This window comes from Rhizobium pantanalense (assembly GCF_030182525.1).
Taxonomy (GTDB): domain Bacteria; phylum Pseudomonadota; class Alphaproteobacteria; order Rhizobiales; family Rhizobiaceae; genus Rhizobium.
Genome location: NZ_JAQJCH010000005.1, coordinates 290,999 through 304,948, shown reverse-complemented (window position 1 = coordinate 304,948; position 13,950 = coordinate 290,999). Strand labels below are relative to the sequence as shown.

General features: G+C 59.8%; 13 protein-coding genes and 1 tRNA gene. 12 read left to right on the top strand and 2 right to left on the bottom strand.

Annotation, left to right across the window (positions count from 1 at the left end; translation table 11 throughout):
- Nucleotides 1-8: 8 nt before the first annotated feature.
- Nucleotides 9-1,901, bottom strand: a complete 1,893-nt coding sequence (locus PH558_RS15585) for a peptidylprolyl isomerase (RefSeq protein WP_095434910.1) — start codon at nt 1,899-1,901, stop codon at nt 9-11.
- 180 nt (nt 1,902-2,081) lie between these two features.
- On the opposite strand from PH558_RS15585, the gene PH558_RS15580 reads away from it, so the two are divergent.
- The 4 genes from PH558_RS15580 (at nt 2,082) to PH558_RS15565 (ending at nt 5,879) form a co-directional block, all read left to right on the top strand.
- On the top strand, nt 2,082-2,363 hold the full coding sequence (locus PH558_RS15580; RefSeq protein WP_095434909.1) for a hypothetical protein: 282 nt from the start codon (nt 2,082-2,084) through the stop codon (nt 2,361-2,363).
- Between the two features lie 295 nt (nt 2,364-2,658).
- Complete coding sequence (locus tag PH558_RS15575) at nt 2,659-3,123, top strand: MarR family winged helix-turn-helix transcriptional regulator (RefSeq protein ID WP_095434908.1); 465 nt, start codon at nt 2,659-2,661, stop codon at nt 3,121-3,123.
- Entirely contained in the window at nt 3,116-4,342 is a 1,227-nt protein-coding gene (locus PH558_RS15570) for an HlyD family secretion protein (RefSeq protein WP_113409148.1), read from the top strand. The genes PH558_RS15575 and PH558_RS15570 overlap by 8 nt, the downstream gene beginning before the upstream one ends.
- Nucleotides 4,335-5,879, top strand: a complete 1,545-nt coding sequence (locus PH558_RS15565) for a DHA2 family efflux MFS transporter permease subunit (RefSeq protein ID WP_285205279.1) — start codon at nt 4,335-4,337, stop codon at nt 5,877-5,879. Before PH558_RS15570 ends, PH558_RS15565 begins: the two co-directional genes overlap by 8 nt.
- Before the next feature lie 74 nt (nt 5,880-5,953).
- On the opposite strand, the gene PH558_RS15560 is transcribed toward PH558_RS15565, so the two are convergent.
- Nucleotides 5,954-6,550, bottom strand: a complete 597-nt coding sequence (locus tag PH558_RS15560) for a DNA-3-methyladenine glycosylase (protein WP_285205273.1) — start codon at nt 6,548-6,550, stop codon at nt 5,954-5,956.
- Nucleotides 6,551-6,966: 416 nt separating this feature from the next.
- On the opposite strand from PH558_RS15560, the gene PH558_RS15555 reads away from it, so the two are divergent.
- From PH558_RS15555 to PH558_RS15520, 8 genes are all read left to right on the top strand, one after another.
- Nucleotides 6,967-7,056, top strand: a tRNA-Ser gene (locus tag PH558_RS15555).
- Nucleotides 7,057-7,240: 184 nt separating this feature from the next.
- Entirely contained in the window at nt 7,241-7,864 is a 624-nt protein-coding gene (locus PH558_RS15550; RefSeq protein WP_285205271.1) for a flavodoxin family protein, read from the top strand.
- Nucleotides 7,857-8,729 (top strand): sigma-70 family RNA polymerase sigma factor, encoded by an 873-nt coding sequence (locus PH558_RS15545; protein ID WP_285205268.1) that lies wholly within the window; start codon nt 7,857-7,859, stop codon nt 8,727-8,729. Before PH558_RS15550 ends, PH558_RS15545 begins: the two co-directional genes overlap by 8 nt.
- Nucleotides 8,730-8,797: 68 nt before the next feature.
- On the top strand, nt 8,798-9,301 hold the full coding sequence (locus PH558_RS15540) for a GNAT family N-acetyltransferase (protein ID WP_113409153.1): 504 nt from the start codon (nt 8,798-8,800) through the stop codon (nt 9,299-9,301).
- Between the two features lie 331 nt (nt 9,302-9,632).
- Nucleotides 9,633-10,805: a septal ring lytic transglycosylase RlpA family protein gene (locus tag PH558_RS15535; protein ID WP_483314161.1), complete on the top strand. Its 1,173-nt coding sequence runs from the start codon at nt 9,633-9,635 to the stop codon at nt 10,803-10,805.
- A 70-nt stretch (nt 10,806-10,875) separates the two neighbouring features.
- Entirely contained in the window at nt 10,876-12,087 is a 1,212-nt protein-coding gene (locus PH558_RS15530; protein WP_285205261.1) for a D-alanyl-D-alanine carboxypeptidase family protein, read from the top strand.
- A gap of 153 nt (nt 12,088-12,240) precedes the next feature.
- Nucleotides 12,241-12,918 (top strand): dTMP kinase, encoded by a 678-nt coding sequence (gene tmk / locus PH558_RS15525; RefSeq protein ID WP_285205260.1) that lies wholly within the window; start codon nt 12,241-12,243, stop codon nt 12,916-12,918.
- Nucleotides 12,915-13,946, top strand: coding sequence for a DNA polymerase III subunit delta' (locus tag PH558_RS15520; protein ID WP_285205259.1), 1,032 nt, complete (start codon nt 12,915-12,917; stop codon nt 13,944-13,946). The genes tmk and PH558_RS15520 overlap by 4 nt, the downstream gene beginning before the upstream one ends.
- Nucleotides 13,947-13,950 lie beyond the last annotated feature (4 nt).

Below are 13,950 nucleotides of genomic sequence, written 5' to 3'. Positions count from 1 at the left end.
GTATGGGTCTAGCGGGACATCGCCTGTTCGGCGAGGCTCTGGTTGACCGTTACGGCGTATTTGGACTGCAGCTGGCTGACCATCTGATCGAGAATGTCATCGCCGGCAGCATTGGCGATCTGGGCAACCTGCTGATCGTCGTTGCTCAGCGCATCGGTCGTCGGATTGTCGTTGACATCGGTGACCTTGAGCAGGATCTGTGTCGTATCATCGGCGCCGACGGCGTTTGCAGCCGTATCGACCGGACCGGAGAAGGCGGCAGCGATGCCGCCGCGACCCAGAACCGGATCATCCGTCGAGCGCGTGATGCCGGTCTTGCTTTCAACGGCAATGCCAAGCGGCGCGGCGATGTCGGCAAGAGACTTGCCCTTCTGCGCCTCCTGCTTCAGCTCGGCCGCCTTGGCGGCAAGCGCGACCTTCTGCTGCTCGGCGGTCCAATCGGCAACTGCCTTTTCACGGACGTCGGAAAGCGGGCGGTCATGATCGGGCGTGATGTTCATCACGTCGTACCAGATATAGCCATCATTGCCGACCGTCAGGGGAGCAGGGTTGCCACCCTGATCGGCCTTGAAGACCTCCGAGATCAGCTGCTGGCGGGCCGGCAGATCCTTGATCTCATTGCCGCTCTGATCGAGGCCCGTCTGATCGATCGCATCGATGGTGACGAGCTTCAGCTTGAGCTGCGAAGCCGCCTCCTGCAGCGAAGCGCCGGAGCCGCGAAGATCTTCGAACTTGTCGTGGACACTGGTGATTTCATTGGCAGCATTGCCGAGCGCAATCTGCTTGCGGATATCTTCCTTGACCTCGTCGAAATTCTTGGCTGTTTCGTTCTTCACATTCGTCACACGCAGGATGACCGGACCGAAGGAACCGTCCACGACGGGCGTGGTGCCGCCTTCCTTGGAGACGGCGAAGGCCGCTTCGGCAACCGTCTTGTCCGGTACCTGATCCTTGGTGAAGGTGCCGAGCAGCACGTCGGACGGCTTCTTGCCCTGGTCGGAGACGAGCTGATCGAAGGTGGTTCCCGTCTTCAGCGCATCGGCTGCGGCATTGGCGAGATCCTTGTTGGCGAAGGTCAGCTGCTCGATGGTGCGCGTTGCCGGCGTGGTGAAGCTGTCCTTGCGCTTGTCGAACTGCGCGTGCACCTCGTCATCCGTAACACTCGCGGTGTCGGCGATATCCTCGGCCTGCAACTTCACATAGGCGAACTTGCGATATTCGGGCGCACGGTATTTCGATTTCACGCCGTCGAACCACTTCTGCAGCACGTCGTCGGCCGGCGCCTTGACGGGATCGATATTGGCATTGGTCAGCAGCAGGTAATCGATGCTGCGAGTCTCGTCGTGATACTGCTTGACCGCATCGGCAAGAACCGCCGGGGCGACAAAGCCGTTCGAGACAGCCTCGACGATCTGGCTGCGGATCGCGACCTTGCTGCGCTCCTTGATATAGTCATCGGGTGATATGTTGCTGTTGCGCAGAAGCGTATCGAACTTTTGACGGTCAAAGGCGCCGTTCGCAGCCTTGAAGGCCGGATCGTCGCCGATGAGCTTGGCAAGGCGGTCTTGCGAGAGGCCGAGGTTCATGTCGGCGGCAAGCTGATCGAGCGAAGCGCCGGCGACAAGCTGCGCCACCGTCTGCTGTCCGATACCAAAGGCGCGAGCCTGCTCGGGCGTGATTTGCATGCGCAGTTGCTGACTGATCGCCTGGATCTGGCGGCGATAGGCGAGGCGGAACTCGTTTGTATCAATGTGCTGATCCCCGACCGTGACAACGGTATTGCTGCCGCCGCCCGTGATGAGGGACCGCTCGACGCCCCACACGCCGAAGGCTGCCGCAAGAAGAAGCAACAAACCCTTGGCAACCCAGGTCTGGGCGATTTTTCTCAGCACGTCGAACATCGGAAAGCAAACCTCGTCATCATCAAGTCTTCGCCCGCAGGCGAAACAATCGGAGTTCCTTAGAACAATCCGAACCGGAATTGAAGAGCCAGTGGGGAAATCGCCTGACGAGCTGCAGCCATGCCGGAACCTTTGAGAAGCGGCAGCGTTCTAGCAATGCGGAAACATAAGGAGCACACGATGGCAGAGACCAAATCAGCCTCTACTCAGTCGTCTTCGGCGCGAGCACAGACGGAAACGGCAATGGAGGATCTTGCCGCCCAGGTCGCGGCGTTGCGCGACGATCTGGCAAAGCTGTCACAAAGCGTGGCGGCTGTGGGGCAGGGAGCGAAGTCTGTCGTCGCGGAGGAAGCCCAGGAGATCACAGAGCAGTTGCGCGAGAGGGTTCGTGAAGAGCCGATTTTCATGGTCGCTGCCGCAGCCGGCATCGGCTATCTGATCGGCCTTCTGAGCCGACGCTAGGCAGGACGAACTCTCGATCGGCGGACGAGCCACTGCAGCTGCGAAACTGCCGAAAAGGCGCGGACGATTCGTTCGCGCCTTTTCAATTGGTAACGACTGCGAGCGCCTGCGCCCAGGAATTGCAGGATACGTGCACTGCACTACAACCGAATCCTGCTGCGACATCTTTGCGACACTCCCTGCGACATGTTGACTATCGCCATTTGTTGAACGTCCACCCCCTTGTATCACATGGGCGCTTACTATACGTAACAACAATTATAAGGTTGCTTATGAATAGCAGGCTCCCAATACAATGATTTCGACCCCCACCGTTGGTTTTCTCCTCCACGATGTTGCGCGACTGCTTCGGAAGAGATTCGAGCAGCGTGCGAAGGATTTGGGCCTGACGCGCTCGCAGTGGCAAACCCTTGCCTACCTTGCAAACAATGAAGGTATCCATCAGGCCGGACTGGCCGAAATTCTCGAAATCGAGCCGATCACGCTGGTGCGTATCCTGGACAAGCTCAGCGAACGGGGGCTGGTGGAGCGCCGGCAGCATCCGAACGATCGGCGCAGCTGGCTCCTCTATATGCGCGAAGAGGCCCGGCCGTTGATGGACGCCATGCGTAGCATCGGCGAACAGTCGCGCAGGGAAGCGCTCGAAGGCGCCTCTCAGGAAGATCAAGAGCGCCTCTATGAATTGCTTACCCTTATGAAATCGAACCTGGTTAGCGCCTGCCGTTCGAAGGCAGTCGACAAAGAGTTACAACATGGCTGAAGCATCCTCCCCACTTCGCGTACCCGCGAACGCAAACTCCTCCGAACAAAATCAAGCTTCCGTCGCCGAGGCCCCATCCTCCAATCCGGCGCCCCAGCCTTCGACGACTGCGCCGGCCGCACCGGCAGCGCCCCCGAAGACGCCGCGCAAGCGCCGCAGTATGACGCGACCAGTCCTGTTTGCGCTGCTTCCGGTCGCGCTTGTCATCGGTGGCTACTACTACGTCACCGGCGGCCAGATCATGTCCACGGACAATGCCTACATTCAGGCCGATATGGTCGGTGTTTCAACCGACGTTTCCGGCACGGTAATCTCGGTCGACGTGCATGAAAACGAGGTGGTGAAGAAAGGACAGGTGCTTTTCCGCCTGAGGCCCGATTCGTTCCGGATCGCGCTTGAAGGTGCGAAAGCGCAGCTCGGCAATGCCAGGAACCAGATCCTGAACCTGCAGGCGAGCTACAAGCAATCCCTGTCGGAAATTGCGCAGGCGCAGGCCGACATCCCGTACTATCAGACGGAATTCGACCGCCAGCAGAACCTGATCACCAATTCGGTCGCTTCCAAGGCGGCTCTCGACCAGGCCAGACACAATCTCGAAGCCGCGCAGCAGAAGGTATTGGTTGCAAAGGCCACAGCCGCTGCGACTCTCGCTCAGTTGGGCGGCGAAGGCACGGCCGATCTGCCTCCGGAGCAGAACCCGCTCTATTTGCAGGCGAAGGCTGCAGTTGACAATGCGCAGCGCGAACTTGACGACACCGTCGTCAAAGCCCCCTTCGACGGCGTAACCGCAAACGTACCCTCGCTGCAGGTCGGCGCCTATCTGACGGCCTCCCAGCCGGGATTCTCGCTGGTTTCCACCACACATCTATGGATCAACGCCAGCCCGAAGGAAACAGAACTCACCTATGTCCGACCCGGCCAGAAGGTCGATATCTCTGTCGACGCCTATCCGGGCGTGACCTGGAAGGGCACGGTCGCCAGCATCGCGCCGGCATCCGGCTCCAGCTTCTCGCTTCTGCCGGCACAGAACACGACCGGCAACTGGGTCAAGGTGGTCCAGCGCATACCGATGATCATCAATATCGACGACACGGCGGGCAAGCCTCCGCTGCGCGTCGGAATGAGCGTCGTCGCCGATGTCGACACCGGCCATGCCCGCGGCCTGCCTGATTTCATTACCAACCTGCTGGGTCATTCCCGCGGTCAGGATCATGAATAATACCGCCACCGCTTCTCCCGCAGCGCCAGTTGCCAATCGTGGCGCGATTACTGCCTGCGTCATCCTTTCCGTCATCATGCAGGCGCTGGATACCACCATCGCCAATGTCGCCCTGCCGCATATCCAAGGCGACGTTTCCGCCAGCGCCGACCAGATCAACTGGGTCCTGACGTCCTACATCGTCGCCGCGGCGATCATGACGCCGCCCTCCGGCTTCCTCTCGGCAAAATTCGGCCGCAAGCGGGTCTTGCTGGTGGCAATCGCCGGCTTTGTCGTTGCCTCTGTGCTGTGCGGCCTATCAGAATCGCTGATACAGATTGTCGGCTTCCGCCTGCTGCAGGGCCTGTTTGGCGCTTCGCTCGTACCGCTGTCACAGGGCATCCTGCTCGATATCTACAATGTCGAGGAGCGCGGCCGTGCCATGGCGCTGTTCGGCGTCTCGGTCATGGTCGGGCCGGTGCTGGGTCCCGTCATCGGCGGCTGGCTGACCGACAATATCAGCTGGCGCTGGGTGTTCTACATCAACGTGCCGATCGGCGCGCTCGCCTTCTTCGGCATCGTCGTCTACGTGACGGAAACGAAGCTCGATGCGCTCGCCAAGCTCGATTGGTTCGGCTTCGGCATGCTCTCCATTGCGATTGCCGGCTTGCAGCTATTCCTCGACCGCGGCGAGCAGCTCGACTGGTTCTATTCGAGCGAAATCATCATCGAGGCGCTCGTCTGCGTCAGCGCCTTTTACCTCTTCCTCGTGCACATGTTCACGGCGGAGCGAAGTTTCGTCAATCCGCGCCTGTTCATGGACCAAAACTTCGCCGTCAGCATCCTGTTCATCTTCATCGTCGGCGTGACCTATTTGGCCTCGCTGGCGCTGATGACGCTCTATCTGCAGACGCTGATGGGCTACCCGGTCGTGACTGCCGGCATCGTCATGGGACCGCGCGGGCTCGGCACCATGTTCTGCATGTTCCTTGTGGGGCGCCTGATCGGCAAGGTGGACACGCGCTGGCTATTGTTCATCGGCCTCGCACTGACGGCCTGGGCTATGTACGACATGACGGGCTGGACGCCGGATGTGTCGCAATGGACGCTGATATCGGTCGGCTTTGTCCAGGGGGCGGGATTGGGCTTCCTCTTCGTGCCGCTAACCACGATCGCTTTTGCGACGCTGCCGGCGCAGATGCGCGGCGAGGGGACGGGTCTCTACAATCTCTCGCGCAACATCGGCTCCAGCGTCGGCATTTCGGTCGTCTCAATGCTGATTACCGAGAATACGCAGGTCAACCATGCCAATATCGCCGCCTATGTCACGCCATTTAATCGGTATTTCGACCTCACGGCCGCGCAGGGTATGAGCCCGTTCACGGCAGCGGGCAGGGCTTCGCTTGACGGCATGATCACGACGCAGGCGACGATCATCGCCTATATGGACGACTTCAAGCTGCTGATGCTGATGTCGATCTTCGCCATGCCGCTGCTGGTGCTCCTGCGCAAGCCGAAGGCACCGCCGGCGGTCGATCACAGCGTCGCGATGGAATAGCTACGCAGCCTTTCCAGTTTCACTGCGTGGCTCAACGGCTGCCGGGCACCACCCCGGCGGCCGTTTTTGTCCGATTATTGAAAACGGCGGCTGACAAAGCGTGAGCCGGCAGCGCCGAAACGCCAAAGGGGATCGATGTTCTTCGTGATGCCGATGCGCTTGTCGGCCACGATCGACACCGGTTCCGCAAGCGAAAGCGAAAACGGCGCCGCATCCAATGAACGGCCATTGAGATGGATATCGACGGCCAAGGCCTGCGAGAGCTTACCCGGCCCGTTACAAAGCGAGACGATGTCGGCCAGCCCCCGCCGCTGGATCATGTGCGCGATGCCGTTTTCCGGCTCGATCGCCCGGATGAGCACAGCGCTCCCCTTGGTGCAAACGAAATTCAGACACCAGTGAATGCCGTAGGAGCGGTAGACATAGACATGACCGGCCGGTCCGAACATGGCCGCATTGCGCTGCGTCGGCCCGTTATAGGCGTGAGATGCCGCATCATCCGGTCGATAGGCCTCCGTTTCGACGATTCGACCGCCCACCTCCGCAACAGTGAAGCGCATCCCGATCAGATCGGACGCGACCACGACGGCATCCCGACTGAAAAAAGCGGTGAGGGCAGGGCCGGCGAGGGGTTTGATACCAAGAGATAGGGAATGATCGTCAGAAGCCATGGAAGGAAACTATCCCGGATAGCCAAATCCATCAACACGGCGCCGACCATCAAGTGCTTGGTCCGGCGTACTGATAATTGACAAAAACTAAGTATCACTTATTAATAGCTTGCTTCAGTCAGATTTGACCCCTGACCTGGCGAAGGTGGCCCGGCCCTTTCCAGCGGCCGGGCCACCTTATTTTTAGCGCGCTGACGACATGAAGTTTCCGCAGCGCCACCCGGCTCGATCAATATTCCTCAATCGCCGTTCCCGCCGATATCGAGAATGCAAGGGAGTTCTGTGGAACAAGTTGACGCGGCGACCAAAGCTGCTAAAAAGCCAGCCGTCGAGTGATTGGGGCAGAAAACCGGTAGCCACACCCGGTTTCGAAAAATCAGCACTATATGGATTTTTCAGGCCTTTTCAGTTGCTTGGGAAGAGTGTCCGAGTGGTTTAAGGAACCGGTCTTGAAAACCGGCGTGCGGGAAACCGTACCGTGGGTTCGAATCCCACCTCTTCCGCCATATTCCTGTGAAATCATTAGATTTTATGGCGGAACGCGCCTCTTCATTCTATACAATTTTATATTAGATATGCGTGATATTCTTGCTCACGCGGATTGCCATCGAAAATGAAGCGCGGCGTGTCACATTAAGAATTCCTGCCTTGTCATGTCCTTCGCAAAGCCAAATTCGAAGGAGATGACAAATGATCCGCCAGCGCATCGCAATCGTGTATCATAGCGGCTACGGACATACCGCCCGACAAGCCGAGGGCGTCAGGGCAGGGGTCGAAGAGGTCGACGGCGCGGAGGCGATACTGTTGACTGTGGATAGGGTGGAGCGCCACTGGGATGATCTCAATGCGGCGCAGGCCATCATCTTCGGCTCGCCGACCTATATGGGCTCGGTTTCCGCATCGTTCAAAGCATTTCAGGAGGCAACATCGCATGCCGTTCTCGCCAAGGACTATCTATGGAAGGACAAGATTGCGGCGGGCTTCACCACCTCGGGGTCACGATCCGGCGACAAGCTTTCGACGCTGATGCAGATGGTGATTTTCGCAGCCCAGCACGGAATGCATTGGGTCGGTCTCGATCTGCCGCCAGCCAATTGCTCTTCGACAGGCTCGGATGAGGATATGAACCGCCTCGGCTTCTGGCTTGGTGCCGCGGCGCAGGCGAATACGGACGAAGGCCCGGAGACGGCGCCACCGGCATCCGATCTCGCGACCGCACGCCATCTTGGCCGTCGGGTAGCGCTGACAGCGCTGCAGTTCGCTCGTGGCCGCGAGTTCAATCCATTTGCGCGCGAGTTCGCAGCCAATGAATGAGGCGCCGTCAGATCCGATCTTCGCTGAGCTGCGTCCGCGCCTTGTCAGGCTCGCCTACAGAATGCTCGGATCGGTCACAGATGCCGAGGATATCGTGCAGGATAGCTGGCTGCGCTGGCTGGCGACCGATCGCGCTTCCGTTCGCGAACCGGCGGCATTCCTGCGAACAGTCGTCACCAGGCTTTGTCTGAACGAGCTGAAATCGGCCCGTCGTCGCCGGGAGTCCTATGTGGGCTCTTGGCTGCCCGAGCCGATTTTCGATCCGGACGACGGCGATGCCGCTGACGATATAACCATGCCGCTGATGCTAGCCTTGGAGCGCCTTTCGCCGCTGGAGCGAGCCGCCTTTCTTCTGCATGACGTGTTCGGCATGAGTTTCGACGAGATCTCCTCGGCAATTGGTCGCGAGGCGGCCGCCTGCCGCAAGCTTGCCAGCCGAGCGAGGGCACATGTCACCGAGGCCCGGCCGCGCTTCGCCGTGGGCAAGGAAGAAGGGCTCAAGCTTGCCGCCGCCTTCTTCACGGCGTCGAGAACGGGAGACATGGCCTCCCTTCAGGCTCTGCTTTCAGAGGATGTCGTTGTCCATGCCGACGGCGGCGGCAAGGTGCCGACATCGCAGCGACCGCATATCGGGCTTTCTGACACCATGCGGCTTCATGAGCAGCTGGCGCGAATTTTCCGCGCGCATCCCTCACAGCTGATCCACTACGCAATCATCGATGGCTTGCCCGGCTTCGTGACGATAGAAGGCGACAGTGTCGTGCAGACGACCGCGTTGCAGGTCGAGCGGGAAAAAATCGTCGCAATCTATTGCACACGCAATCCGGACAAGCTGCAGCATATCATCACCGCCCTGACGCACTGATGGTTGACCTGGCTAAGAGATGGATGTGAAACCGTCGCTTACCGCCATAGGTGCATGGGGAGATAGACATGCAACAATTCAGCATACGCCGCCTGCAGCGCGACGATGCCTCGATTTTCACGGACATCCGGCTAGAAGGACTTGCTCTTCATCCGGAAGCGTTTGGCGCGTCCTACGAGGAGGAATTGAACCATACATTGACCCAGGTTGGGGACAGGATCGAAGGCAATGTGGTGATCGGCGGCTTTGCCAATGACGGAATGCTTATCGGCGTCGCCGGCGTGGCTCGATCGAAAGGTGCGAAGATGCGGCACATAGCCTCGATATGGGGCGTGTATGTGCGCCAACAGGCGCGGGGCACCGGCCTCTCGCACTCGCTCATGGCGGCAGCACTGGAAGAGGCGAGAGTCAATTGCCGCTCGATAAGGCTCAGCGTCACATCCTCCAACGTCGCAGGCATTCGCCTCTATGAATCCTTCGGTTTCAGGACTTGGGCCATCGATACCGAGGCGTTGAAGGTCGGCGATACATACTATGACGAGATACTGATGCGTCTTGATACACGCGCCTGAAAGAGCTGTGTCAAAATCGCGCAAACCGCTGTGATCCCGGTAAAAATTGGCCCGATCGTGTTTCGATCCGGATCGACTGAAGACTATCCGGCAAGCTCTCGTCAGTCGAGCGCGCATCCGATCATTGCGCTATTTCCGGCCAGTCGAACTTTACTCAACATTAACCATGATCTTCGGAAATTCTTCGGTGCGCTCAATTTGCATCGCAAAATGGACAAACTGCAATCATGATTAAAGCACCGTTAGGTGATTGGAGCGTAGCAGGATACCGGAATGAGGGACCTACCGGTAGCGGACCTCCGTCAAAGTAATGAGTAGCGGCTTGGGACAGATGACATCAGAAAATCGTGCGGTGACATACGCAACGGGTATGCGTTGGTTTGCTCTCTCACTGATGTGCGCAACCATCACGGCCTGCGGAACGTCTCAGAAGGTTGCGTCCACGCGCCAGCACGGCAAGGAATATTTCTCCGAGAAGGAATATGGCGTGAAGGCGAGCCCTCGCGTCGTCAACAATGGCCCCGTGCCGAAGGGCGGCGGCCGCTTCATGGTCGGCAATCCCTATCAGGTAAAGGGCAAGTGGTACTATCCCAAGGAAGATTTCGGCTATAACAAGGTCGGCATCGCTTCCTGGTACGGCTCGGCATTTCACGGCCGCCTGACCGCCAACGGCGAAGTTTACGACCAGCAGTCGCTGACCGCCGCCCATCCGACTTTCCCGCTGCCGAGCTATGCCCGCGTCACCAACGTCGAGACCGGCTCCTCCATCATCGTTCGCGTCAACGATCGCGGCCCATACCATCCCGGCCGCATCATCGACCTTTCGAACAAGACGGCACAGCTGCTCGACCTTCAGCATAGCGGCACGGGCAATGTGCGCGTGCAATATGTCGGCCGCGCCCGCATGGACGGTCATGACGAACCCTATCTGATGGCTTCCTACATCCCGAAGGGGTCGCGTCTGCCCGGCATCAACCCGGGTGGCCAGATCGCAACTGGCGTGATGGTGGCCTCTGCCGGCCGGATGACTGCCGATCAGCTGCCGGATTCGTATACCCCAACACCGACGCGCCCCAGCCGCCAGGTGCGCAGCTTTGATGCCGCGCCGGCGATGGTGCCCGTCCCACGCCAGTCGCCCTATTCGGCAACGGCCTTCGCCGATGCGCCGAAGCCTGCCTATAGTGGCGACAAGCGCAACAATCCGCCGCCGATGACCTGGAACGGAGGCGCAATGCCTGCCGCCGAGGGCGCCGAGCCGGTCATGATCGTTCTGCCGCAAATCGGGCCGATTCCCCGTGAGCGACCGGATTTCACGCCCCGGCTGGCAAGCCTCGACGATCAATCGATGGGTTCGGCTGTCGCCGCCTATCAGAATGCGCCGGTCAAAACAGTTTATGTCGATCTCGCTTTCGATGCCGTCATGGTTCGCAACGACGGCCTCACGCAGGAATCGATTCTCTCGTCCTATCGCCGCCAGCATCAGGCTACGACGCAGGTCGATTGATCGGCGTCATTGCCTGAATCTTAACCCGTCACTAAAATAATCGTGCCGGTGGTCGGATGAAGGGGACGATATGCCAAAGCGCTTGATTCTTTTGTTCCTTTTTCTCCTCGGGTTCGCGAATGTCACGGCCTTCGCGCAGCCGGCCGCGCCAGGCGCTTTCGACACGAAAGCCGCGCAGGCATTCATGATCGAGGCGTCGACCGGTACGATCCTGCTTGCCAAAAACGAGGATCAGCTGATTTCGCCTGCGTCGCTTGCGAAGCTGATGACGCTGGATGTCGTTTTCGATGCGATCGGGCGAGGAGAGATCAATCTCGACACCGAATATCCCGTCTCGGAAAATGCCTGGCGGACCGGCGGCGCTCCCTCGCGTGCATCGACGATGTTCGCAGCCCTGAAATCGCGCATCCGTGTCGGCGATCTGATCCAGGGCATAGCCGTACAGCAGGCAAACGACGCCTGCATCGTTCTGGCGGAAGGCATGTCTGTCAGCGAACGCGAATTCGCCCGTCGCATGACGGCGCGCGCAAGAGAGATCGGCATGCCCCGGTCCACCTTCACCAATTCCACCGGCCTGCCGGATGCCAGCGACCCCAATGGCGGCGGCAAGGTCTCCGCGCGGGAGATGGTCATGCTGGCGCAGGACCTGCAGGAGAAGCATCCGGATCTCTACAAGTATTTCGGGCAGGCCGACTTCACCTGGAACAAGATCTATCAGCGCAACAAGAACCCGATGCTTCTTCTCAATATCGGCGTAGATGGCCTGGGGCTGGGTTTTGCCGAGGGTGAGGGCTTTTCGATCGTCGCCTCCATTCAGCGCGATGGACGCAGGCTGTTCCTGGCACTCGGCGGGCTGAAGAGCGACAAGGAACGCATTGAGGAGACGCGACGCGTCCTGGAATGGGGGCTCAGCAATTTCAAGAGCCAACGCATCTTCGCCGATGGCGAAGTGATCGGCAACGCCAGCGTCTATGGCGGCGCTGCCTCCACCGTCGGCCTGCAGGCGAAAATACCCGTCGACGTCTATGTACCGACCGAGACACCGGATCGGCTTTCGGCGCGTATCGTCTATCGCTGGCCTCTGACGGCGCCAGTGGCCGCGGGTTACGAAGCAGGCACCCTTCGCGTGTTCCTGGGCGCGCGTTTGGTGCGGGAGCTGCCACTCTATACGAAAGAATCGGTCGGACAGGGCACATTGGGTCGCCGCGCCTTCGATGCCCTCATGGAACTGACGGAATCACTGCTGTTCTCCTGGCTGTGGGACAGGCCTTTGCCGACCTGAGTGGGCCGCAAGGCTCGCGAAATCTGTGTTCACACCCCATATAGAGTGGCGGAGACCGGGACATGCACGGTTCCACCTGGACATGTCTTGGGTTAAACAGGATGCGTATCGCACGCCGCACGAATGGCACGCGAAAAGTGCAGGACATGATCATTGGCTGATGCAAACGGATTATTCGTAAGCTTCGAAGGCGGCGAGGGGGCCGGCAAGTCCACCCAGATTCACCGCCTGGCTGAACGGTTGCGCGAACGTGGCCATGAGGTTCTGGTAACGCGCGAACCCGGAGGCTCGCCCGGAGCGGAAGCGGTGCGGCATGTCCTGCTTTCAGGTGCCGCGGAAATGTTTGGCACGCGCATGGAGGCGATCCTCTTCGCTGCTGCCCGCAACGATCATGTCGAGAACGTCATTCGTCCGGCACTTTCGCGCGGCACCATCGTCCTTTGCGATCGGTTCATGGATTCCTCGCGCGTCTATCAGGGCGTAACGGGCAATCTCGAGCCTGACTATATCGAGGCTCTACAGAGGGTTGCCGTCAATGGCGTCATTCCGCATTGCACCCTGATTCTCGACATTCCCGCCGAAGTCGGTCTGGAGCGCGCACGCAAGCGCGCCTCCGCCGTAACCGCACCCGATCGCTTCGAGAAGGAAGAGATGCAGACCCACGAGAAGCGTCGCGAAGCGTTCCTCGATATCGCCGCCCGCGAGCCCGAGCGTTGTCACGTCATCGATGCTCAGAAGTCGGAAGATGAGATCGCCGCTGAAATCGCCGAAATTGTCGACAAGCGGCTCGGTGCAGCCAATATCGCCGCAGGATCGGAAGCGGCGCAATGAGCGATGAACGTCCGGACGTCCTCGACGGCGCCATTCCTCCGCAGGATAATGTGAAACTCTTTGGCCATGAGCAGGCGGAGGCCTTCCTTGCACAATCCTATCGCTCCGGCAAAGGCCACCACGCCATGCTGATCGAGGGGCCTGAGGGCATCGGCAAGGCGACGCTCGCCTTTCGTTTCGCCAATCACGTCCTCTCCCATCCCGATCCGGCATCCGCGCCGGAGAGGATCGGCGATCCCGATCCGGCATCGGTCGTCAGCCGGCAGATTTCCGGCGGAGCATCGCATAATCTGCTGCATTTGAGCCGGCCGGTCGACGACAAGACCGGCAAGGTGAAATCCGCGGTCACCGTCGACGAAGTGCGTCGCGCCGGAAAATTCTTTTCGCAGACCTCGGGCACCGGCAACTGGCGCATCGTCATCATCGATCCCGCCGACGATCTCAACCGCAGTGCGGCCAATGCCATCCTGAAAATCCTCGAGGAACCGCCGAAGCGCGCTTTGTTCCTCGTATTGTCGCATGCGCCGGGCCGGCTTCTGCCAACGATCCGATCACGTTGCCTGCCTTTGAAACTTGCGCCGCTCGGCAATGATGCCTTGCGCATGGCGCTCGAAAATCTTGGCGTGCCGGCCGGGCAGGGAAGTGAATTGCTCTCCGCTGCCAAGGGAAGCGTCAGCGAGGCGCTCAAGCTCCTGAACTACGGCGGCGGCGAGATCATCGAGGCCTATCGGCAGGTGCTTTCGGCTGATGGGCCTGCTGCTCGCAAGGCGATGCACCGCCTCGCCGACGCACTTTCCGGCAAGGATAGCGACACGATCTTTGGCTTCTTCCTGTCGCATATCGGCGACGACATCATCGACCGGGCTCGCGCTGCCGCTCTTGGCGGCGCCATTGCCACGGCCGAGAGGCTGGCCCGGCTGCATTCGGAGACCACTGAGCGATTGAACGTGTCCCAGGCGTACAATCTTGACCGCAAGCAGACGCTCATCACCATTCTCGGCGAGCTCAAGCAGCAGCTTTCGGCATAGACAG